General features: G+C 40.8%; 17 protein-coding genes. 6 read left to right on the top strand and 11 right to left on the bottom strand.

What is annotated here, in order from left to right; all coding sequences use genetic code 11:
- Window positions 1-75: 75 nt before the first annotated feature.
- The 3 genes from H6G96_RS09005 to H6G96_RS08995 all read right to left on the bottom strand — a co-directional run bounded on the left by H6G96_RS09005 (window position 76) and on the right by H6G96_RS08995 (window position 3,166).
- A complete protein-coding gene (locus H6G96_RS09005) occupies window positions 76-690 on the bottom strand; it encodes a Uma2 family endonuclease (RefSeq protein WP_190911139.1) in 615 nt (204 codons plus the stop codon).
- A 255-nt stretch (window positions 691-945) separates the two neighbouring features.
- Window positions 946-1,818 (bottom strand): calcium-binding protein, encoded by an 873-nt coding sequence (locus tag H6G96_RS09000; protein WP_190911138.1) that lies wholly within the window; start codon window positions 1,816-1,818, stop codon window positions 946-948.
- Between the two features lie 82 nt (window positions 1,819-1,900).
- Window positions 1,901-3,166, bottom strand: coding sequence for a glycosyltransferase family 4 protein (locus H6G96_RS08995; protein WP_190911137.1), 1,266 nt, complete (start codon window positions 3,164-3,166; stop codon window positions 1,901-1,903).
- Window positions 3,167-3,317: 151 nt separating this feature from the next.
- On the opposite strand from H6G96_RS08995, the gene H6G96_RS08990 reads away from it, so the two are divergent.
- Complete coding sequence (locus tag H6G96_RS08990; protein ID WP_190911136.1) at window positions 3,318-4,079, top strand: DUF429 domain-containing protein; 762 nt, start codon at window positions 3,318-3,320, stop codon at window positions 4,077-4,079.
- Between the two features lie 97 nt (window positions 4,080-4,176).
- Here the strand turns inward: H6G96_RS08990 and glgP are convergent, their stop codons facing one another.
- The gene (gene glgP / locus H6G96_RS08985) at window positions 4,177-6,741 is read right to left on the bottom strand and encodes an alpha-glucan family phosphorylase (protein ID WP_190911135.1); all 2,565 of its coding nucleotides are present in this window, start codon (window positions 6,739-6,741) and stop codon (window positions 4,177-4,179) included.
- A gap of 654 nt (window positions 6,742-7,395) precedes the next feature.
- On the bottom strand, window positions 7,396-7,719 hold the full coding sequence (locus tag H6G96_RS08980; RefSeq protein ID WP_190911134.1) for a hypothetical protein: 324 nt from the start codon (window positions 7,717-7,719) through the stop codon (window positions 7,396-7,398).
- Window positions 7,720-8,328: 609 nt separating this feature from the next.
- Between H6G96_RS08980 and H6G96_RS42315 the strand changes: the two genes are divergently transcribed.
- The 4 genes from H6G96_RS42315 to H6G96_RS08965 all read left to right on the top strand — a co-directional run bounded on the left by H6G96_RS42315 (window position 8,329) and on the right by H6G96_RS08965 (window position 13,165).
- Complete coding sequence (locus H6G96_RS42315; protein WP_256091202.1) at window positions 8,329-8,457, top strand: hypothetical protein; 129 nt, start codon at window positions 8,329-8,331, stop codon at window positions 8,455-8,457.
- Window positions 8,458-9,101: 644 nt separating this feature from the next.
- Window positions 9,102-9,803, top strand: coding sequence for an acyltransferase (locus H6G96_RS08975; protein WP_190911133.1), 702 nt, complete (start codon window positions 9,102-9,104; stop codon window positions 9,801-9,803).
- Between the two features lie 205 nt (window positions 9,804-10,008).
- Window positions 10,009-10,125: a photosystem II reaction center protein I gene (locus H6G96_RS08970; protein ID WP_190730213.1), complete on the top strand. Its 117-nt coding sequence runs from the start codon at window positions 10,009-10,011 to the stop codon at window positions 10,123-10,125.
- A gap of 196 nt (window positions 10,126-10,321) precedes the next feature.
- Window positions 10,322-13,165 (top strand): DUF3769 domain-containing protein, encoded by a 2,844-nt coding sequence (locus H6G96_RS08965; RefSeq protein ID WP_190911132.1) that lies wholly within the window; start codon window positions 10,322-10,324, stop codon window positions 13,163-13,165.
- 350 nt (window positions 13,166-13,515) lie between these two features.
- On the opposite strand, the gene H6G96_RS08960 is transcribed toward H6G96_RS08965, so the two are convergent.
- A complete protein-coding gene (locus H6G96_RS08960; protein WP_190911131.1) occupies window positions 13,516-14,277 on the bottom strand; it encodes a hypothetical protein in 762 nt (253 codons plus the stop codon).
- A 135-nt stretch (window positions 14,278-14,412) separates the two neighbouring features.
- Window positions 14,413-18,069, bottom strand: coding sequence for a magnesium chelatase subunit H (bchH, locus tag H6G96_RS08955; RefSeq protein ID WP_190911130.1), 3,657 nt, complete (start codon window positions 18,067-18,069; stop codon window positions 14,413-14,415).
- A 680-nt stretch (window positions 18,070-18,749) separates the two neighbouring features.
- Between bchH and H6G96_RS08950 the strand changes: the two genes are divergently transcribed.
- Window positions 18,750-19,691: an N-acetylmuramoyl-L-alanine amidase gene (locus tag H6G96_RS08950; RefSeq protein ID WP_190911129.1), complete on the top strand. Its 942-nt coding sequence runs from the start codon at window positions 18,750-18,752 to the stop codon at window positions 19,689-19,691.
- Window positions 19,692-20,188: 497 nt separating this feature from the next.
- Here H6G96_RS08950 and fetB read toward each other — a convergent pair whose 3' ends face one another.
- From fetB to H6G96_RS08930, 4 genes are all read right to left on the bottom strand, one after another.
- Window positions 20,189-20,986 carry an iron export ABC transporter permease subunit FetB gene (gene fetB / locus H6G96_RS08945; protein WP_190911128.1) on the bottom strand — a complete coding sequence of 266 codons (798 nt, stop codon included), beginning with the start codon at window positions 20,984-20,986 and terminating at the stop codon, window positions 20,189-20,191.
- Window positions 20,986-21,687: an ATP-binding cassette domain-containing protein gene (locus tag H6G96_RS08940; RefSeq protein ID WP_190911127.1), complete on the bottom strand. Its 702-nt coding sequence runs from the start codon at window positions 21,685-21,687 to the stop codon at window positions 20,986-20,988. Before H6G96_RS08940 ends, fetB begins: the two co-directional genes overlap by 1 nt.
- Before the next feature lie 122 nt (window positions 21,688-21,809).
- Window positions 21,810-22,028 carry an MbtH family protein gene (locus H6G96_RS08935; RefSeq protein ID WP_190911126.1) on the bottom strand — a complete coding sequence of 73 codons (219 nt, stop codon included), beginning with the start codon at window positions 22,026-22,028 and terminating at the stop codon, window positions 21,810-21,812.
- Between the two features lie 27 nt (window positions 22,029-22,055).
- Window positions 22,056-22,814, bottom strand: coding sequence for a class I SAM-dependent methyltransferase (locus H6G96_RS08930; RefSeq protein ID WP_190911125.1), 759 nt, complete (start codon window positions 22,812-22,814; stop codon window positions 22,056-22,058).
- Between the last annotated feature and the right edge of the window lie 10 nt (window positions 22,815-22,824).

The raw sequence follows: 22,824 nt of genomic DNA, 5'->3' as shown, positions 1-22,824 counted from the left end.
ATTAAATAAAGCTTTTAATGGGCGGTTAGAAGGGATTTTGGTGCAGATTAATAATGAATTATAGCAGGATGTGGGTTAGTTAGCTGCATCAAAAATCTGTTGTGCAGTTAAATTTAATTGAGGAAAGGTAGGTGATGAAATTGCGGTGTTGCCTTGAAACGGTGTCATTTGATATTCACCATCAACTAATTCGCATATAAAAATAGTGGGTTGTTTGGGATTGCCTATGAACTTTCTTGCACCCAATGCAGCATAATCAGCAATCCAATATTCAGGAATGCCCATTTCTTCATAATCCCTAAGTTTATTGTAGTAATCATCTCGCCAGTTAGTGGAAACAACTTCAATAACTATTGGAACCGATGCTGCTTGGCTTACTGTTGACTCTTTTTGAAAAAGCGGCTCATTGTCGAGATTATCAAGATTTAGCAGCAACACATCAGGCGAATAAGTAGATTCAGCAGAAGGAGTTTTGACTAATGCGGTTTTGGGTATAGTGTAGGGAAGGTTCAGCCGATCAAACTCGACAGTTAACTTACGGGCTATAAATCCTACAACTTTTTCATGTGATCCGGTTGGGGGTGGCATTTCAACAATTACTCCCCTGTGCAATTCATAGCGTTTACCATCGTTGGGATACCATTCGATAAATTCATTGAAGGTGAGTAATTTCGGCAAGGCTTGGGTCATAATCTTACCTCCAGATATGTGTTATTTTATCAAAATATTCAAAATTACTGTTGGAATCATTCAATTGTTTTCGACTGCCATATTATTTATATCCAAATACTTAGATTCAAATTTTAGACAAAAATTTTATTTATAGATTTAGAAATTAACAGGATTGGATAGGAATTGCTCACTCTATAGAGAACATTTTAATTCCCTACCTTTTGTTTTTTCAAGATAGCGATCGCAGTAATCTTTCTCAGCAAATCCTAAAATTCAATTTCCCTTTTCTGCCAAACCAACTTGTCCTCCAATTAGCCCCAGAAACCCTGTTCCAGAGTGCTGAATCTCCAAAAAGCTTGCTTGTTCCGGTGAGGTTTTGTAAATTTTAAATGTCTTCATAATTCCCAAAGTGGCAGCACTTTCTAAAGGCCCAACAAAGCTAATATCTCGATCAAGAAAATAAGGTTGATTAGCCCAATGAGCCATCTGATTTGCATTTAAAAAATAGCAACCTGCGTGAGGATTGAGGGCACGACGAAAGGTAATTGGTGCATTCATAATTGTACCCTTGAGTTCCGGTTGCTCCTGCACATTTTGAAAGGGAGCAGTTACTCGCAAAGCCAAATCCCCATCAATGTAAGCTTTGTGAACCAAACCGTGGGGGGAAACTTCATAACGATTTGGCTGGAGCAAGTTTAAGTCACCCGCTTGTTGAGTAAACCAGTTTAATTTGATAAAAAACCAAGGATCATAAATAATTAGGTCATCTTCAAGAAAGCAATAATAATCATACTTATCGAGACAGCTTTGCAGAACAACTTGGCACTCAAATCCCAAAAGCAGAGGTTCTACATTAGTAGAATGATGCTTATATAAATGAGATGGCAAAAGAAGTTGATTCAGAAGATGATTATCTTTGGTTGTACAAATAACAATATCTAGTTCGTGTGACTGAGGCTGGTTAGCAGGGAAAGCTAGCCGTTGAGCAATGTTGATGATACTTTGAGATTTACCAAATAATTGGTGTAAAGCGGTAATGCTTTTAGTTAACGCCTGCAAACGGGGTTGTGGGTCTTTGCGTTGAGAAGCATGACGACCCTCACTGTTAGGTTTGAAAAAATGGGCAATAGTAAAAAGAATCCGCATTTTAAATATCGCTTTTATATTTTTCTGTGATTTACCCTTTGTTAGTTGTAACTAATGACTAATGACTAATGACTAATCTCATCTAATTTTTGCCAAATCCTTTAGAAACTGAGCGCTTTTTCAAACTTTCAGAACTTTTACCAGCGAACATCCATTGCAAATGCTGTGGTAACAGTTTCGCTAAATCATAACGCTTCAAAATTGTCTCTCGCGCATTTGCACGAATTGCTTGCATCTCTTGAGGATTATTTAGCGCCTCTTCAACCCGATTAGCAACATTTTGAGGAGAAAAGAAATCTACCAACAGTCCATTTACTCCATCCTGTATAACTTCTAATACTGGCGGAGTCTTAGAAGCTATTAGTAAACATCCTGCTGCCATGACTTCTAACATTGACCAAGATAAAACAAAAGGACGAGTTAAATAAATATGAGCAGAAGAAGCTTGTAAAACTTGAAGATACTCATTGTAAGGAAGCCTATCTGTAAAGTGCAGCCTCGATAAATCTAAAGATGATTTTAGTTTTTCTAGCATTAATTTTTTATAAGTCTGACCATCAGGGAGATTCTTGCCATAAGCCACCCGATCTTCTCCCACAACTACCACATGGCACTTGGGTCTTCGCTGCTGAATTAGTGCCACTGCTTCCATAAACTGCGGAAAACCTCTATAAGGTTCCATCCCCCGTCCCACATAAGTTACTAACTCTTCTACATGGGAAAGATCAAGATTTATTCTTGGTAAAACTAACTTTGCACCTGGTTTGGGAACAAAATATTTGGTATCAACACCATCATGAATTACAGTGAGTTTGCTATGATATTCTTTGGGAAATTGTTGACGTTGCCAATTCGTCGGAGAAAGACCGCGATCGCAGCTATATAAATCAGTCAAAATTGGCGCATTTTTCACGCGGATGCGGCATTCATCATCAGCATTCAATGGTTCATTGGGATCAAAATCCGCATCCGAACCGTGAGCATGGTAAAACCACTCAAAGTAACATAATAATTCTGCTTTGGGGAAAATATCTTTCATAAATAAAGTCGGCCCCCAACCAGAATGACCATAAACTATATCTGGAACGAAACCCTCAGCTTTCAATTTTTCTGCCACGCGATAGACAGCTTGCGCGGTGAGAACAGCATTTTCTAGGCTGCGAACGTAATGGTGAGTTTGGGGAGCCGCTTCACGAGAAGGAGCGTAAATAGCTTTGTAAACGCCAGGTATTTCCCCTTCAGGACGATTTGTTCCAAAGACGACTTTATGATTAGGATCTTTACCTAAAACTATTGCTAGGTTGCGAAATTGCGAGGGAAAATTGGGATGTAAAAATAAGATTTTCATTAGAATAATCTTGATTAATTTATTGCCAAGTCAAATAAATTAAGACAAGCTGTTTAAGATTATAAGATTATTTTTCACGATTTTTAGCAAGTAAATTTAGGTAAATCGTTGCTGCAAAATGCGAAAATAATCGCAAATTCGTGTTATAACCATGAAATTTATTGGCATTGATTTAGGCTGGAAATCTCAACCAAGTGGACTATGCTGTTTAGAATGGATAGATGAACAACTTCAACTACTTGATCTAGACCGTAAAGAAGCCATTGCAGACATCCTCACCTGGATTGATCAAATTGTACAACAAGACGAACCAGCCATCATCGCCGTAGATGCGCCTACCCTCATACCCAACGCTACCGGAAGCCGCCTCCCCGATAAACTCAGTCACAAATACTTCGGTAAATATCATGCAGGATGCTATCCAGCTAATCAAAACCTACCCTTCGCTGATCGCACCATCAACTTTGGCTTAGAATTAGAATCACGCGGCTTTGCCCACGCCCCCACCATTGAACCGCAAAAACTCAGCCGATATCAAATAGAAGTCTTTCCCCACCCAGCAATCGTTAACCTATTCAACTTAGAACGCATCCTCAAATACAAAAAAGGAACACTCAGTCAGCGCCGCCTAGAACTAATCAAACTCCAAAATTATCTTCTCAATATCCTCCCCTCTCTTTCTCCTCCTCTGCGCCCTCTGCGCCTCTGCGGTAGCCTACGGCAAGCCACTGGTGCGTCTACGTTTCCTTCTGAAATCCCCACCACAGGCGCAGCCCTCAAAGCAACTGAAGATAAACTAGATAGCTTAATTTGCGCTTACGTTGCTGCATACTGGTGGTATTGGGGAGAACAACGTAATTTAGTATTAGGCGATCGCACCACTGGCTACATTATCATCCCCCAAAGAATGTAATTATTTTCGGGGCGTAACTGCATTGAACAATAAAAGGCGTTGCTAAACTTAAATCAGCAACGCCTAATCTTGAGTATTTAATAACTACTCAGCACTCTTACTCTGCCCAAGCAATCAACCTTGGTTCATAGGGATTAGCCAGGTGTGGATTTTTTGGCAATACACGCAAAGACAAGCCTTGCAAACCAGAAGCAGTATAAGTGATATTACCCGTGTAAATGCTCAATTGCTGTCCATCTTCACCTTGATAATCCATCACCACTGGCACAGCGTTGACAATATCACCATTGGCATCGATCGCACCTTGATATAACTCCACCTGCACATCATCATTGGTCAAAGTTGCCAAGTCAACCTTGGCTTTGACGGCAACGGTTTGGTTAACCTCAATGTCTGAAGCTGCCGATACATCAACATCTTTGATTCTGATGTTGAACCAGTGTTCGCTTAGTTTTTCTTTCCAAGCAGCTAATTCTTTAGCTGGGGCATAGTTATCAACAGTCAGGGTATGATAGCGATCGCTGGCTGGGAAATAAGCCCTTTGTGCATATTCTCCCACCATTCGCGCTGTATTAAAGAATGGACAATTCAACCGAATTGCATCCTTCATTTTGGCAACCCACGGACGGGGTAAACCATCACTATCACGATGTTCATAAAATAAAGGTACAACTTCCTTCTCTAACAATTCATAGAGAGCATTTGCTTCTACTTCATCTTGGTAGTTAGGATCGTCGTAATTCTCTCCATGTCCAATCGCCCAACCTGTGCGGACATAATCAGCTTCATCCCACCAGCCATCTAGTACGCTTAAATTTGGCAATCCATTCATGGCTGCTTTCATGCCACTGGTACCAGAGGCTTCCCGTGGGCGACGCGGTGTGTTTAACCAGATATCGCAACCCGCAACCATCAACCGAGATATGTGAATGTCGTAATTGGGAACAAATACTACCTGTTTTTCTAAATTTTGTTCGCGGATAAAATGATTGATCTCGCGGATGAGTTCTTTACCAGGGATATCCTTGGGATGTGCCTTACCAGCAATCACGAATTGCACTTTCCGGTCTTTGTTAGCCAGCAAAAGCCGCTTAATCCTTTCCAAATCACGCATCCAGAGGGTGGCGCGTTTGTAGGTGGCAAACCGACGGGCAAAACCAATAGTGAAAGCGTAGGGATCTAAAACTTCTTGGGCTTGGACAATTTCGGAGACAGAAGCGCCGCGATCAGTTAAATGCTTGACCAAATGCTCCCGCACATACAAAATCATGTCTAAACGGCAACGTTCGTGATTACGCCATAACTCTTCATCGGGTATAGCGTCCATCCGTTCCCACAATGGGCTATCTGGTGGTGCTGATGACCAATTTGGCCCGAGGTAGCGATCATACAACTCTTGAGTTGATTTCGCAACACAACTCCGAGCATGGACACCGTTGGTAATTGCGGCAATTGGTACTTCCTCTACTGGTACTTTCTGCCACAAGCCCTGGAACATTTGCCGCGACACCACACCATGCAGCTGTGCTACACCGTTAGAAAACGTTGCCATTTTCAGCGCCAGCACCGCCATACTGAAAGGCCCTGATAAATCGCCTGTATTCTCGCGCCCAAGTCCTAAAAATTGCTCTTTGGGCAACCCAAATATCTCTGCATAGTACCCCAGGTAATACAGCATTTTTTCGGGAGCGAACAAGTCAATCCCTGCCGGTACTGGTGTGTGGGTAGTAAAGATATTACTGGAAGCCACTACCTGTTTAGCTTGGGGATAATTCAGTCCTTCCTCCTGAATCAGCAAACGGATGCGTTCTAGAGCAGAGAAGGCGGCGTGACCTTCATTCATGTGATAAGCTGTGACTTTCAGCCCCAAGGCTTTAAGCATTTGCACACCACCGATCCCCAGCATGATTTCCTGGTGGATACGCATATCGATGTCGCCACCGTAGAGCTGATCTGTGATGTCCTGGTCGTAAGTGTTGTTGGGTTCAATATTGGTATCCATCAGATACAGGGGAACCATTCCTACCTGTACACGCCAAACTCTGGCATATACCTTGCGCCCTGGATAATCTACCGCAATCCGCAGTTCTGAACCATCGGGATTGCGCTCTAGATGCAAGGGCATATTGTAGAAATCGTTGAGCAGGTAGCGTTCTTGCTGCCAGCCATCAGCATTAAGATACTGGGCAAAATAACCTTGCTGATACAGCAAACCTACACCCACAAGCGGTAGCCCCAAGTCACTAGCAGATTTGAGATGATCCCCCGCCAGAACACCCAAGCCCCCAGAATAGACGGGCAAACAATCTACTAGTCCAAATTCCGCCGAAAAATAGGCGTAGCATTCTTTTGGTTTCTGCTCTCGTTGTTTCTGATACCAAGTCCGCTCTTGCAAATAATCGTCTAATTGACGGTCAGATCGATCCATTTGTGCTAAGAAGCCTTCATCTTCGACAACTTCTAGAAGCCGCGATTGAGAGATTGTTCCTAACATTAACACTGGGTTATGATGGCTAGACTCCCAGAGGTCAGGGTCTAAGCGACGAAATAAATCTTTAGTTTCAACGTTCCAATCCCAGTGCAAGTTATATGCCAGCCGCCGTAGTGGTTCGAGTCGCGGCGGTAATGAAGGGGATACATTAAATGTGCGAATTGGCTGCATAAGTTGGCAAAACTCCAAGTTTAACTATGGTTATTGTTTACTCTCTTTACCAATGTTGCCAATTCTTTATACAGTAATTTGTGACAAAGCGATGACTTTGTTAAGCATTGAGAATTATTTTTAACCTCGTTGCTAAAGTTTACACCAAGGTGTTTCTAATTCTATGCCTTAGCCTTAGCCATATACTTGGTATATTAAAATTTAATCATTTAGTGCCATGTATCACTTAAAAAAATTATAGCTCTGAACGAATAATTTATATTTATTTTAGAATTCATTGCGGGGATCAATTATAAGGTCTTGGCTGAGGGGGAACATTCCTTATAACTGCATCAATAAAAAGTTAATAATTTAATTATTTTTTAATAAAAGTGCCATAGCATAGAGGCAGTATAAGAAAAAAGACTTAGCTATAATTCTTCGGTTAAGGTTAGCTTAAGGTGATGCGAAGCCGATAGCGTACCCCTACGGGGAAGCAAGCTACGCACAGCGTCTTGTAGTCGTAGACATCGCCTAAATAGGAAGGATCATGTAAAAATAATACCAAGCAGTTAACTAAGAAAAGCGATGCCTGCTGCAGGCTACGCCTACGCTAACTACTTGGTATAAATTTTTTGGTGCTAATGCAAGGAAATAACTTGCAACGGTGTTATTTTACGCGCCTAGTGAAGGCTGATCTTTGGTATTTTTTGTCATTGACAAAGCTACAGCTGCTGCATAAGCAATCTCCGCTGCCATTTGATAAGCAAGTTTGATACTAGATGAAGTGTCCTTGGCTTTAGGAGAGGGGGAAGCTTTTTTTCGGCGTGATTCTTGTTTGACATCACCCGCCACAATAGATCGCTGTAAAATGATCCAGGCATCTAGGTCTTCTGAGTCATAATTACTTTGAAGTTGCGATCGCAGTTGATCTTCGGCTACAACACTCAGATAGCCGGTAGTTAGAGCTTCTTGGACAATTTCTTTAATTAAAGCCATAATTAGAACCAAGTATGTGAGTTAAAACCGATACCTCAATGTAGGCATTTAATATTATTTTTTGGACTTCTCCTGGAAACTAAGTTAATTTTTAGTCTTCTTTCAATAAAATTTATAATGAGTAGTGCCAAGCACGCATCACCCGCTTGGCTCACCCGAATGGGTGATTTACAAATTTTTAGATACAAGTAATAAATAAGAAGGAAATTTTTAGCTTTTTAACGAAGAGAGCGTCATAAGTATAGTAGATATCATTCTGACTTGAACACCTAATGATAGCATTACTTCAACAAGCAACCGTAGAAATATAGACATAAATAGCAATTAACCGCTTAAAGCATTTTTAAACTTACCTTTTTCAATAATTTTCTCTAAGTGTATAAAAATATTTCAGAGTAGCGTAGACTTTGCCCGCCGTAGGCATCGCTTTAGTAAAAAAGTTAACTGATTTTTATTATTATCATCAACAATTAACTTGAAAATCAACTTATTTAATAATAGTGTTCCACTTAAAATAAAATGTGTTATCGTTAAAAACAATTGTTATTAAAAGCAATTTATGTAATTATAAACGTGAATTTGTTAGTCTGTAAATCATCCGTGTGCAACATGATTGGAGCAGCATACTCTAGAAATTCGTTGCAAGAAAGCCGTCATAGCAGTCGGGGAAGCGCTTACTTGTTTGCACCGATGGTTAACTTCAATGTGATGGCTGATGTGGGGGATAATCCACCCTAATTAGATTTTATTTAGGCAATAAGACCCATAAAAATTTAACAATAATTACATTTTTATGCTAGGCAAAAATTTTATCTGATCTTTGAATATAGTCTAGTTAAATGTATTTTTTGTTGCAAAAGAGCTTGTGGAACCGAATTGTTTTAAAAGGCTAAAACCGTTTGAGACAAATTAGCCTCAAAGTAAACAATTTTATCCATATTTACGTAACAAACTTTGCAAATTTGCCCGATAACCAAAACAGTAGCCTATCTAACCCAGCAAATTTTACCATCAGACAATTTAATAGTCTGGGGTTTAACCACGCAATGCATTGAGATTGTGTTAATTAATCTGGTGAACAGAAGCAAAACTTTTACGTGCTGTGACTGGTACAAAAGCTTCCAGAAACCTAACGCAATTGTGCATATCAATTGAGCAGTTCTATCGCACCTAAATTAAAGAATTGCTCACATAGCTAAAGCTAGGCTCTGGTTTTTCAACATTTGGAAAACCATCTAAAAAATATGGGTAAATTTCGGTAACACTACCCTCTTAATTTATGTGTCAATAAATACAAAATTTGTTGGTATTTACTGAAGCTTAGGATAAAACCACAACACATCAATCCTGTCAACAACAATTAATTGAAGAGATATGTAGCTATGCATAACAAGCAATATTTTTCAAAATTGCAGCGCGTGCAAGAACTTTTAGTAACCACTATGTTAGGTGATATTCCTGCCCTTCTTCTGGGGCCAAAGTTGCGTAATTTGGGATATCGTAGTATTTTTGCCCAGATAGGCAGCCCAGTCTATATTCAAAATGGTGTTGAATTTAACGGTAGTTGCTGTATTGAGATAGGCAGCGGAGTATATATTTTCAAGGGTGTGCGGATGGATGCTAGAGGACACAAAAATAATAGAATTCATCTAGGAAATAGAGTTGCTATTGAGCGTAACGTTGATATAGGATCTTTGGACAATACGTGTATACATATTGATGAAGACACCTTTATTGCTCCAAATGTGTGTATTGAGGGACCAGGAGACATTAAAATTGGTAAACACTGCTTAATAGCCGCCCATTCAGGGATATATGCTAATAATCATAATTTTGCCGATCCGATGAAGCCGATTAAATACCAAGGTGTTACTCGTGAGGGAATTGTGATTGAAGATGACTGTTGGCTAGGGCATGGAGTAACAGTATTAGATGGCGTTACTATCGGCAAAGGCAGTGTTATTGGTGCGGGAGCAGTTGTCAATAGAGATATTCCCCCTTTCTCCGTTGCTGTAGGCATACCTGCACGAGTAATCAAAAACCGAATTGGTAAAGACCTAGTAAAAGTTCAAACTGAGAAATAGGGCATGGGGCATAGAGCATAGTAAATATCTCCCCTGTTACCTTTTTGGGAAACCTTTGCCGTCAGTTAGCGTCACAAGAGTAACCCCAGTCTCCAGAGTCCTCTCAAAAAGGGACGAGATTTGGGTAATATAAAGGAGCTATCTTTTCTGCATGGCAGATCCTGAAAGAAAAGCTTTCTTTGTCTTACCCCTTGGAGATATTTCTATGGTGACTTTAAAAATCGCTGTTTATATTGTTGTTGCCTTCTTCGTAACTATCTTTGTCTTCGGATTTTTGTCAAACGATCCAGCTCGTAACCCCGGCCGTCGGGACTTAGAGTAAAAGAGCGATAAATCATCCGCGACATTAGAAGGCGGAAGATACTAAATGCCACGGAAACTTACTAAACTTTCGCCTAGTAAGTTTCCTCCTCCAAGTGGCTTGCTACCGGTAGCAGAAGGCGACAGTCGGAAGGCAAAATGTATATTCATCCTTCCGTCCGTCATTTGGCTGTTTGTTAGCCCGATTATGCTCAAATATGCTTCATCCAGTTCTGCCGCCCGATCCGCCTCCTATCCTCGAATCTTTACAACCTGTAAATCACGCCTCATCTGCTAGTTATCCAAAGTTTCTTTCAGTTGTAGAGACTGGAATACAGGAAAAGATAGACAAATCCAAGCAGCCCAAGGATTTGCCTCAATCGGTAATTGCGGGTGACACCAAGAGTGATCCGCCATTGCCAAGTTTGAAAAACTCAACTCAGGATGACTTGGTAGTTGCCAAAATCCCCTCTGTACCCCATCCGCCAGAAGTTTCGCCCATAATTAGCTCTGGAAATGCTGCAATTTTGGGAAAATCGCTGATTGTTGGCTATCCTACGCAGGAGGTTAAAACCTCTAACCGCCAAGATAAAGAAGAGACAAAGACAAGTGCGAGCATCGGCGTTGAGCGCTCAGAAATTCTTCTAAGAGCAGCGTTACGCAAACGGAAGACGGAACGAGAAGCTACTGCGTTGCTAAGAAAAGTTGGAGCAGAGGCTTCCTCTGTAGCCGCAAAAGGTGAACCTTCTCAAAAACTCAAAGAGCGATCGCCAAATTCAAACTCTAGTAGAGAAAAACCAACCTTTTTGGATGGTAGCTTTAGCTATAGAGTTTCCCCAAGTCCCCAATTCGCTCAATCTTTACGTCCTCTTCAAATTGTCCCAAGTGTCGGAAATAGCAACAAGTTAGTCGAATCAAAGGCGGGAATTTTAGCTGAGAAATTAACCCAGCAAAAACAGCAAAGTGGTATTACTGCACCACAATCTTCAGGAACAGATAATATCTCTGTATCTGCTGCTGATCTTGCATCGAATTCTCAATCAGTACAAAATTTTATAAAATTCAAGTCTCGTAACCCAACAAACCAACTCTCAGCACCCATCACTGTAGAATTCCAATCCCAAGTTCAACAACCAACTCAAGCACCAACGCCTACACCAGAGGTAGACACCACTAATCAACCGCAAGCGCCCACTACCACACCACCAGTCCAGCCGAGAATTGTAGAAGTCACTTCAGACCGGCAAGAGTATGACGAGCAACGGCGAATTATTACAGCTGTTGGCAATGTAATTGTGCGGTTTGATGGGGCGGTGGTGGATGCCGATCGCTTGCAAGTCAATTTAGACAATTTGATTGCTGCCGGAGAAGGCAACGTAACTTTAACACGGGGCGATCAGGTACTGCGCGGACAACGCTTTACTTATAACTTTGTTCAAGATAATGGGGAACTGCTAAATGGTAGAGGAGAAATTTACGTACCCTCAGCCCAAACAGATTTTGCTTTCTCACCCACGGGTATAACTGCTGGTGGAGTTCCGAAACGTCCGCCCAGCGATCGCATTAGAGCCAATCAGCCCGTTTCCGGTGTGAGCAGCCCTGGAGGAATTGATGTGACAATTGGTGGTCAGGCAAATGCTACCAACATCCCGTCACCAAAAACAGGGGGTGTAGTCAATCGGCTCAGGTTTGAAGCTGAAAACATTGACTTTTATCCGCAAGGCTGGCAAGCAAGAGATGTCCGCATCACCAATGATCCTTTTTCGCCGCCAGAATTAGAGTTACGCGCCGATACAGTAACTCTGACGCGAGAGACACCCTTGGTAGACCGCATCAGGACACAGGGGCAGCGTTTGGTATTGGATCAAAGAGTCTCCTTGCCAATTCCGGTGAATGAACGGACTATTGACCGCCGGGAACGGGACGTTACACCTGCAATAGTTTCCCCCGGCTATGATGGAGAAGATCGGGGTGGTTTGTATATTGAGCGTGGCTTTCCAGTGATCGATACAGAGCAAACACGCTGGACAATCACGCCCCAGTTGCTAATACAGAGAGCTGTGCAAGAAGGCACGGGTGACTTAGGCGCACTGTTTGGTGTGAAAACAAAGATAAATTCTGTTTTGAGTCCACGAGCAGTAGTTGAGGGGACTGGAGAGTTAACTAGTTTTGACTTGAACAAGGTAGAAGAGAATTTGCGAGCGAGGTTAGGATTGCGCCAGATATTAGGGACTTCCCTTCCTCACATTTTGGATCTGGAATATAGCTACCGCACTCGCTTTTACAATGGTACCCTTGGCTTTCAAACTGTCCAGAGCAGTCTTGGCGGTATTGTTACCTCTCCCGTGATTCCTTTAGGCAAGAGTGGCATCAACCTCACCTATCAAGCAAGCGCTCGATATATCAATGCCAACACCGATCGCCAAGACTTACTAGAGCCGGTGCGGGAAAACGATCGCATTTCACTAGGTCGTTTACAAGGCAGTGCTGAACTCAGTAAAGGGATATTACTCTGGCAGGGAACACCATTACCACCCACTGCCAGTGAGGGGTTAAGATACACAGCTACCCCTGTAGTTCCTTACTTGCAGGCGATCGCTAGACTTACAGGCACTAGCAGTTATTACACCAATGGTGATAACCAAAGTATCCTAACTGCTACAATTGGCTTACAAGGTCAAATTGGTCATTTTTCTCGACCTTTTTTCGACTATACTGCCTTTAATATTAGTTACTCTCAAGGTTTAAACAACGGATTATCACCCTTTTTGTTTGATCGCTCCGTTGATAACAAAGTGTTGAGTGCTGGGATATCACAGCAAATCTACGGCCCTTTTCGCTTAGGCTTTCAAACATCTGTTAACTTGGATACTGGTAGAGAAACTAGCACGGACTACATTTTAGAATATAGCCGCCGCACCTATGGGATCACCTTGCGTTACAATCCGGTGCTGGAGTTAGGCGGTTTCAGCATCCGAATTAGTGATTTTAACTGGGGTGGTGGCACTGATCCATTTTCTGAAATTAGACCAGTCGTAGGTGGCGTGGAACAAGATTATTAGTCAAATAGTTATTAGTTATCGTCAGTCGATACAATTAAGTAGGTGGGTGGGAGAATTCGTTAAGTATGTCAGGACACTACAATCTTGGATAATTTATTTGTTGGAAATTCTCTAAGGGAAACGTGTGATATCATGTCCGCTTGATTGCTTATTAAACCCGAAGAACCCCACCCCGCCAAAGCTACGCTTTGTCTCCCCTCCCCGCAAGCGAGGAGGGGATTAATAGGTGGGGTGCAATAAGTGTGGGAAACTCCTGGACGTAGAGGATATACCAATCATCTATCTTTTCAAATACAGCAGTAAAAGACTTCTCCATACCCAACACTAAATGCCTGACTTCGAGTCTATAGCTATATTAGCTTTTGCATTCCAGCCACAACAATTTCTGCCAGATTATCTGATAAAGTTAGGAGTGGCTTTTCGAGTCCCCATTGCTTAACTTTAGTTGCTGAAAGAGCGCCATGAGCAGTTGCATTCCGCAGTGCTTTAGCGAGTCTTACAGCCTCAACCCAGTTAGAAACAGGTTGAGATTTAACTATCCAATGTTCGATGATTTTTTGATCCCCATTTCCAAGACTGAGAAAATCTGCAAGTGCGCTCTTCCCTTCAATTGATGGATCTTTATTAAGCCATCTTTCAAGATTTATCCTTGTTGGATTCGGTGGATTTAATGGATTATAGTTGTTTGCTAAATCGCATTGATCAGTGAAATCTTTAATACTTTTTGTATTTAAACCTCCTTTATCTGTTGTCAGTAACAATGTTTTTATAATTGTTTCAAATCCACCCCAAGTCATCACAAGTCGCCACTGAATACCACGTGCTTTATGTGTATCATTGGGTTTGTCATCTGAGTTATGACCAACAGCAGGCTCCTCCCATTCTAAGCCAGATTTCATCAGATAAAATCCTTTTGATAAGGCTTGGATAACATCACAAATATGGTCTGAGTTGTCTGAATGAGTCTGGTTAAAGTGGGAAATCCTCCTCTGTATATCCTTGCACTTGGCTGGATCATTTATCCAAGATTCATAGGAACCAAAAAATTGCCATAGTTCACGTGAGACTTCTTTAAGATGTATAGATATGTTCAGAGAGTTTTGGATAATCATAATTATGAATAATATTAAATGTCATATAAAAATACACACAGAAACAGCCCATTTTTGAGGTAGATATTCTGTATGTAAATTTATTTACTTATTTTACTTGGATGATTTTCATATTAATCCGGTATTAATACTGAATTAAATCACGACCCCTTCCAACTCCTCATCTGTCAACTCATATAATTGACGCAATTTATCCAACTTATCACTATCAGCTTCCCAGAAACCCCGCCCATGTGCCTCTAACATTCTGCCTAAAATATTGCGAAAAGCTTCAGGATTTGCCTTGCGTAATTTATCCGCCATCTCTGCATCTAAAGCATAAGTATCTGCGGCTTGGTCGTAAACCCAATCATCGGTAAAATCGGCAGTACCACCCCAACCAATCAACGCCGTCATCCGTTGGGAAATTTCAAACGCACCACCAGAACCTTGATTCGCCATCGCTTGCGCCCATTTGGGATTTACCAACTTAGTGCGGTACTCCATTCGCAGCAAATCATCTAAATTGCGCGGTGTAGTATCTTTTGAGAAACTTTCTACAAAGCTGGTTGTAACCTTCTTACCGCCTTGTTTTTCTGCTGCCTTTTTCAAACCGCCAGTATTGGCGTAATATTCTTGAATATCAGTTAAACCATATTCTACCGAATCGATTTCTTGAACAATGCGATCGCTAGTTTTTAACAACGTATTCAAAACTTCCGGTCTAGCTTGACCTTTATCTTCTCTCCCGTAGCTGAATACATTGCGACTTTGCCAAGTATTGCCTAACTCTTCACCAGATTCCCAGTTACTATCAACTACGCGATCGTTCACCAAAGAACCAAAATCACCCGCTGGATTAGAAAACAATCTCGCCGATGCATTCTCTACACCTTGAGCTTTTAAAGCTAAAGCGTGTCTTCTAATAAAATTCTGATCATCCGGTTCATCAGCATCAGCCGCCCGTTGAAATAAATCATCCAACAATTCGATGATATTTACAAAACTATCCCGGAAAATTCCAGACAAATTACCCAACACATCAATGCGGGGATGTCCAACCTCAGCCAAAGGCTTCAACTCATAACGAACAATTCTACCAGTTCCTTCCTTAACAGGTTCAGCCCCCACCAACTCCAACAGAATCCCCAAAGATTCACCCTTAGTTTTAATCGCATCCAATCCCCATAACATCACCGCCACCGTTTCTGGATATTTCCCATGTTCATCCAAATGCTGGGCGATAATTTTTTGAGCAATTTCTCGTCCCCGTTCATAAGCAGCAGGTGAAGGCATCCGATAAGGATCTAAAGCATGAATATTTCTCCCAGTCGGCAAAACTCCAGCGCCATCCCGCAACAAATCCCCCCCAGGCGCAGGCGGAATATACTCCCCATTCAACCCCCTTAACAAATTCGTTAACTCATCCGTAGATTGCATCAACAAATCCCTTATTAATCTTTCTTCTTCTTGGCGCTCTTGGCGTCTTGGCGGTTCCCCCCCAAAATAAGCCTCCAAATACGACCCCAACTCCTCCTCATTCGGTGCTTCCCCCAAAGTATGCAACCCCGAAGAAAACAACCGATTTTCTAAAACCTGCAAATATTCATACAACTCCACCAAATAATCATCAAAAGCATGACCGCTAAACATCCGCACATTTTCTGGAGTAAACGCAATCCCCAACTTCTTCGCATCCTCAAACGGACAATCTGCATCCAACCCAGAGTCCACAATTTTTTTACAAATCCCTTCCTTCAAAACATAATTCTTTTGTGGATCTTCACGATACTCCGCAATCAAATCACGCAACGCCACCAATTCTTTATATAAACCTGCGCGACCATAAGGCGGTACATTATGGGAAATTAATACACCATAACCGCGACGTTTTGCCAACATCGATTCAGAAGGATTATTCGCCGCATATATATATAGATTAGGCAAATTTCCTAACAGAATATCCGACCAAGAATAACCCGTATTACCCAACGGAGAACCAGGCAACCATTCTACTGTCCCATGCATTCCAAAGTGGACTACAGCATCAGCTTCAAACTCATTTTGTAACCATTTATAATAAGCAGCATATTGCGGATGTGGCGTTAAATCCCGTTCAAACATTAAGCGCATCGGGTCGCCTTGTATCCCTAAAGGTGGTTGTACACCTATCCAGACATTTCCTAATTGCACACCACCAATCTGGAATTCATCGCCATAAGTTTTAATTCCAGTTCCCGTGAGAGATCTCCATTGTTTTTCGATGCGGGAGGTTTGCAGATATCCCAACCATTTTTCTAAGGTACGGGCGCTAACGGACGCGGGAATATTTTTTGTATCATCAATTTCATCCGCCTCTTTCACCCAGCGAATCAATTCTTCCCCATCTTCTGGTAAATCTCCCACGGTGTAACCTTGTTCTTTAAGTGCGTGGAGAAACTTCAGCAAACTACGCGGCACATTTAATAATGCAGCTGTACCCACAGCACCATAACCAGGAGGAAAGCCATATAAAATGATGGCAATCTTGCGTTCCGATGCAGGTTTTTGCCGCAAAGACACCCAAGTTTTCACCCTACCAATTAATCGCTCCACCCGTTCGGGAACCAGATAAATATTTTCGCCCACCAAACCACCGAGGGGAACGGTATCAATAGCCCCATCCAATTCTGGTAATGCGTACAACACCACACTTTGTAATCCGCCGACACCTTGGCGCGTCCACGAGGAAATATCTTGAATTAATAATGGTGCAGCAACAATATAAGGGACATTTTTGGCAGTGAGGATGCGCTTTGCTACTTCCACCTGACGCCCTGCTTCCATTGAACCGGCTGGGCCACCCACCAGAGGAAAGCCAATTGTTGAAACGATCGCATCCACTTTAACTGCTTCACTTGATAATGAGGGAGTCTCTATATTGCCTTGTTGTCGTTGCTGAATTTCATGGTCGGTTGTCATCAAATCTCGTACCGCCACATGTCCTTCCACACCGTTGATGAAAATGGGTAAAGGAGTTAAGCCAGCTTTTTCAAAACTGCGAATCAGTTGGGGAATGTAGGGTTGTTTGGTGATGACGTGTTTACGGTAAAGGAGAATTCCTACAACTGGGGAGACGCGATTCATCGCGTCTCTACAATGGGTTTTATACCATTCCAAATACTCGCGGGGCGATTCAAAAAACCCTTGATAGTCGGGATGGAGTAATCCTATATTGGGGGTTTCGATTAGCGGGGGAATGTCGCCGACTTTTAAATCTAAGTATTTTTCTGCCAGTGTCCAAAATAATGAGGCGACGTTTTCTGAACCGCCTGCATTCCAGTAACCATAGATAATTAACCAGTTGCGTAAGTCTTGGACTTTTTGCACTGGGACATATTTTAGTAGTTTGGGGCCAATTTTTAAGAAGCTGATGTAACCAGCGAGTTTGTCTTCTTCTCGTCCGTTGCTAAATTTGTCGAGGATGAATTTAACTGGTTTGGGTATTCCTTTGGGTTTGTCGCCAATCGCAAAGTCACCCAGCTTGGTTAAACTCATCAATTCCAAGGCTGACTCAAAGACTAGGCGAATGGGAATTTGGGAAATGCAATCGCCAAGCCACACAACTTGGTCATAATCAAATAGTAGGCTACCGAAAAACACATCAGCGCCGTCAAGTGCTGCTTCTACCTCGGTGCGTTGACTGGTAAGATTGCGATCGCTAAATACTCGAATATCCAACTCAGGACAGCGAGAGTTAGCCAAAAAAGCTGCTTTTCTATACAAGTCAGCGTTAAACGATTCAAACCCAGCAACCAAGACGATGCGTTTCATGCCTGTAAGCTACGAAATATTTCTTTACTTAAATTTTAAACTCGCTTTCAGGCTGATTGTTAAATATCTACCTACAGATTCCGGTCATTCAGCCCTACTAGTACAGAATGACGAGAATAAACATACCATTTACGGCAAGTTGCTTTTTAAGTGAGATACAAAATTCAGGACTCATGTATCAGATATCAAGAGTTTCTACCTCCTGCTTCTGCCTCAAAACCTGTGACTTTGTATTTCATGCAAAGGAAAACTGCTGTAATAAGGCTGAAAAGCCTATGTTATCAGTTTTCTTCCTTCTACGCCTCTGCTTCTGTGCCCCTTTGCCTTCTTGCACTAAGTACATTTGTCATAGCTTTCTACTTTTGCAAAGCGTTATTATTTTAATGATGTGGGTAATTGCTGCATTTCAGTTGATTGTGACAATTACCGGATCTTCCTGATTTTGATAAACTATAAGGGTTGTGTTTTTTCTTTCAAAAAACTTTGCAAAAAATGGGTTTTTTCCATAAACTCTGCTTACAAAGTTCGTCAAAAACTTATTTTATTTACCAGTGTATTAATACTGAAAATAATGTGGATATTGCCAACAAGTACTTAAACAAATTTATTAACAAAACTTTGTCTTTATAAGTAGAAGAGTTTTGAATTTGTGTGAAAATAACTAACTTGAGGGTTAAATCATGAAATTTGGAATTGATAGCGGGCACAATTGCCCACCAGACACAGGAGCTAGAGGCATTAAAGTTGAGGATAATTTAACTCTAGATGTAGGTAATAGAGTTATATCCAAGTTAAGAGCTTTAGGACATGAAGTCGTAGTATGTAAACCAAGTAGCGCTCGTACAGTAACTGAATCACTTTCCAAAAGATGTGCTACAGCTAATGCGGCTAGAGTAAATGTTTTTGTTTCAATTCATTTTAATGCTTTTAACCGACAAGCTAATGGCACAGAAGTATTTGCAACTAGTGAGAATGGCAGAAAAATCGCTAAACCTGTATTAGATGAAATCGTCAAGTTAGGATTTTTTAATCGCGGTGTGAAGAGTGGTTCTCACTTGTATGTCCTGAAAAATACAGATATGCCTGCGATTCTCGTAGAATGTTGCTTTATTGATTCACAAAAAGATATGAATCTTTTTAATCCAGAAACAATGGCTAATGCAATTGTTAAAGGCCTAACTGGTAAATTACCAAGTGTTCCTGTTAATCCCGTACCAGATGAAGAAGATAATGTAGATGAGACTATTCTCAGACTACAAAAAGCCTTAAATCGACTCAAAATAACTGATAGAAATGGTAAGGCATTAGTAGAAGATGGCTTCACTGGGGCTAACACCAAATCTGCTGTAGAAAAATTTCAGACAATTGTTGGAGTTCAAGCGACTGGAATTGCTAACTCAACTACATGGAATGCCATAAATCTAATTTTGGCAAAACGAATTATTCGAGCAAACCATGCTGGTGGTGCAGTTGTCAGATACTTGCAATATCGTTTAGGTGTTGAGAATGATGGCGTCTACGGGCCGCAAACAGAGGTTGCTATTAAGAACTTTCAAAAGCAAAATGGTTTAGATGCCGATGGCATTTTCGGGCCTGCTAGCTGGCAGAAATTAATTGGTTAGATTAAGGAGTAGGTATTGTTCGTAGTTGGTAGTTTAGGGCGAAAGCACCAACTACGAACTTATGACTCTTGGCTAATTTGTGAAGGTTCTGAATAGTATTAGCTATTATGCTATTACCCTTATTTTTAAGGATGTTTACGGAGGATCGAGTTTTAACCCAAGCTTATTAATCCACAAGCGATCGCATGAAAACGTTGATCTAAAATAATTAAAATAAATAACAGGGCGTAGGAAGTCACCTATGCTGCTGACAGAAATATGTTCAACTTAACCAAATTTACGTTTGATAACTATCAATCGCACTTGGTCACAGGTAATTTCCTATCGCTCTGGTGATTTTTTGGCGGTGAAGTTTCGCCAAACCTATAAAAGTAAAGGGCTTTTTAAGCCTATAACAATTGTTACTATTTTGTTGTATAAGTAGACACAATTCTTTTGAGTTTCAAATTCATTTCTTATCTTACTCCATTTGTGCAGATTTGTTACAAAAATTGTGTTTAGCTTTGCTTGTACAAAGCATCTGTCAGCTGATGTTTTTGATTAAATAGCGATAAAAACGCCAGTAATACAACTCCTATAGTGGCGATCGCAGTTCCCGATGCTTGTGCAAAAATAATCACAATTTGATAGCGGATAGCATCTACAGGACTAGCTCCAGCCAAAATTTGACCAGTCATCATTCCTGGTAGGCTAACTAACCCCATCACCATCATTGAGTTAATTGTGGGAATCATCCCGATTCTTAATGCTTCTTTAATTGGTTGATGTGCAGCTTCCCAACGAGTTGCACCTAAAGTTAATAGTGCTTCTACTTGTTCTCGACGATTAGTCAAGTCCTCCATAAAGCGTTCTAATGCTAAAGAAGTACCAGTCAGGGAATTACCTAAAATCATCCCTAACAGAGGAATGAGATACTGAGGATCATACCAAGGATGTACTTGAATAATCCCGCTAACAGTAAAGCCTGTAACTAAAAATGAACCACAAAAAAGTGAAACAAAATTATTCCAGTAAATACTGGTAAACCGTCGGCGAGTCCGATTAACACTTGATATACCCGCCATAATCGTCATAGCTAGAGCTAAAGCTAAAATCAGTATTGGATTACGAAGAGTAAATACCCACTGTAATAAATATCCTACCAACAACAATTGCACTACCATACGTAGTGAAGCAATCAAAAGGCTTTTTCCTAGCCCTAAATTTAAAGCGAATGAAAGACCTATATTAATGAGGATAAATAAAGCTGCTAATGCAAGTTGAGTGTAACTAATAGAAATATAACTGGCTGTCATTATTCGTTGGGTTTTAAGTTAATTTGACGATGAGTAATACGCTGCAATTGTGCTGCATCGTGACTTGTCCAAAGATATGCTCGTTGGGGGTCTTCTTTTTGCCAAGCTGCAACCAAAGCTTCTAAACTATTGGCTGTTGCCATATCTAATGAAGCGGTAGGTTCATCAAGTAGTAACACCAAAGGCGAAAGTTGCAAAGCACGCAGAAAAGCCAGAATTTGAGCCTCACCACCAGAAATTGCACTCACAGAACGTTGTAAAAAATCAGCAGGTTTATGTAAAAGCTGCAAATAATTAAGAATTAGTTGGCGATTATAAACTTGTTGACGATGGGTTGCTAAACGATAAACTTGTTTGAGGTTATCTTCTACAGTTCCTTCCCAAAGTGCAGGGCGCTGATGGAGATAGACAACTTGAGAGCGATATTGTGGTGTGTAACAAGAATCAATAGATTTTCCTTGAAAAAAGATGTATCCTTCTTGTATTGGATCAAGATTAGCGATCGCTCTTAATAGCTGACTTTTACCGCAACCGGAAGCGCCAACTACAGCAACGCGTTCTCCGGATAGTAGTTCAAGGTTTAAATTTCGCCACAACCATTGATTTTGGATTTTTTTACCTAAGCCTTGTACTGTTAAAATTGGAGAGTTAGTAAATGATTCTGAATTGTTGATAGAGCTTTTACTTAGTTGGTTGGACATTCAGCTTATTTATGGTGGTAACTTTATCTGTCTATCTCGATCGGGGCGGGGATTTCAAAAATAAAAATTTTGTAGAGAGGTTGAACTTCTCTACAAATAGTAATATTAAACTTATACAAATATTATTTAGATAACTCTTCCATCTTCTTTCGCAAACTTAGGGGTCTCATATCAGTCCATATTCCTTTAATGTATTCCAAACATTCTGATTTGATCCCAGTTTTACCTGCATCTGTCCAACCAAGGACATTTTCTCTATCAGCAGGCCAAATAGAATACTGCTCTTCATGATTAACTACAACTTTATAAATTGTTTGGTCTTCTGTATCTAGGTTTTTCATTATTTATTTACCTCCAAATTTGTCTATTTATTTAGGTTGCTTCCGTCCTGAAAAAATGGTATGTAGGCTATATTGAGAATCTGCTATATTTCCCTTCTCATCGTAAATATTAATGTCTGTAAAGCCGACATTTTTAAGAGCAGTGACGACTTCTGTTCTAGAATAGCCTCTAACCAGATTATTAATATCTAAACGTTGCCAAGAGTCTTCTACCATTTGAAAAATGGTAATCTTAAATTGTCCTATTTTTTCTTCAGGACTATAGCTATCACAACAAGCCCAAGCGAAATCATCTTTAACATCACCATCTGAAATTGCACCATTCCAGGATTTATAAAAATCTTCCAAATTTAAGCCAAATAAAAAAATTCCATTATTCAGTAGTGAATCATATACTTTTCTAAATACTTGTTGTAAGTCTTCAAGTTTTATTATTTCATTAAGTCCTGCGTTGGCAGAAATCACTGCATGGAAAGTGGGTAGTAAATTAAAAAATCTGGCATCATCAAGAATGAATTTAGCATTGGGGGCATTGTTACGCGCATATTGCAACATTCCTTCCGAAATATCAAGACCTGTGACTTGATAGCCTTGCTCGATTAAATGTTCTACCATGTGTCCAGTACCACAACATAAATCAAGAATATCTGCCTCTGGCTGAATATTATATTGTTGTAGTAGCTTTTCCAAAGCAGGCAAAATAGTTTGGCAGTATCTTAGCCCCCAATAATCATTGTAAATTTTAGCCCAAGGATCGTATGTAGCATTAGGATTGATTGTAAGCATTTGCCTATTC

This window comes from Nostoc sp. FACHB-892 (assembly GCF_014698795.1).
Lineage (GTDB): Bacteria > Cyanobacteriota > Cyanobacteriia > Cyanobacteriales > Nostocaceae > Nostoc.
This window is presented reverse-complemented; position numbering and strand designations above follow the sequence as displayed.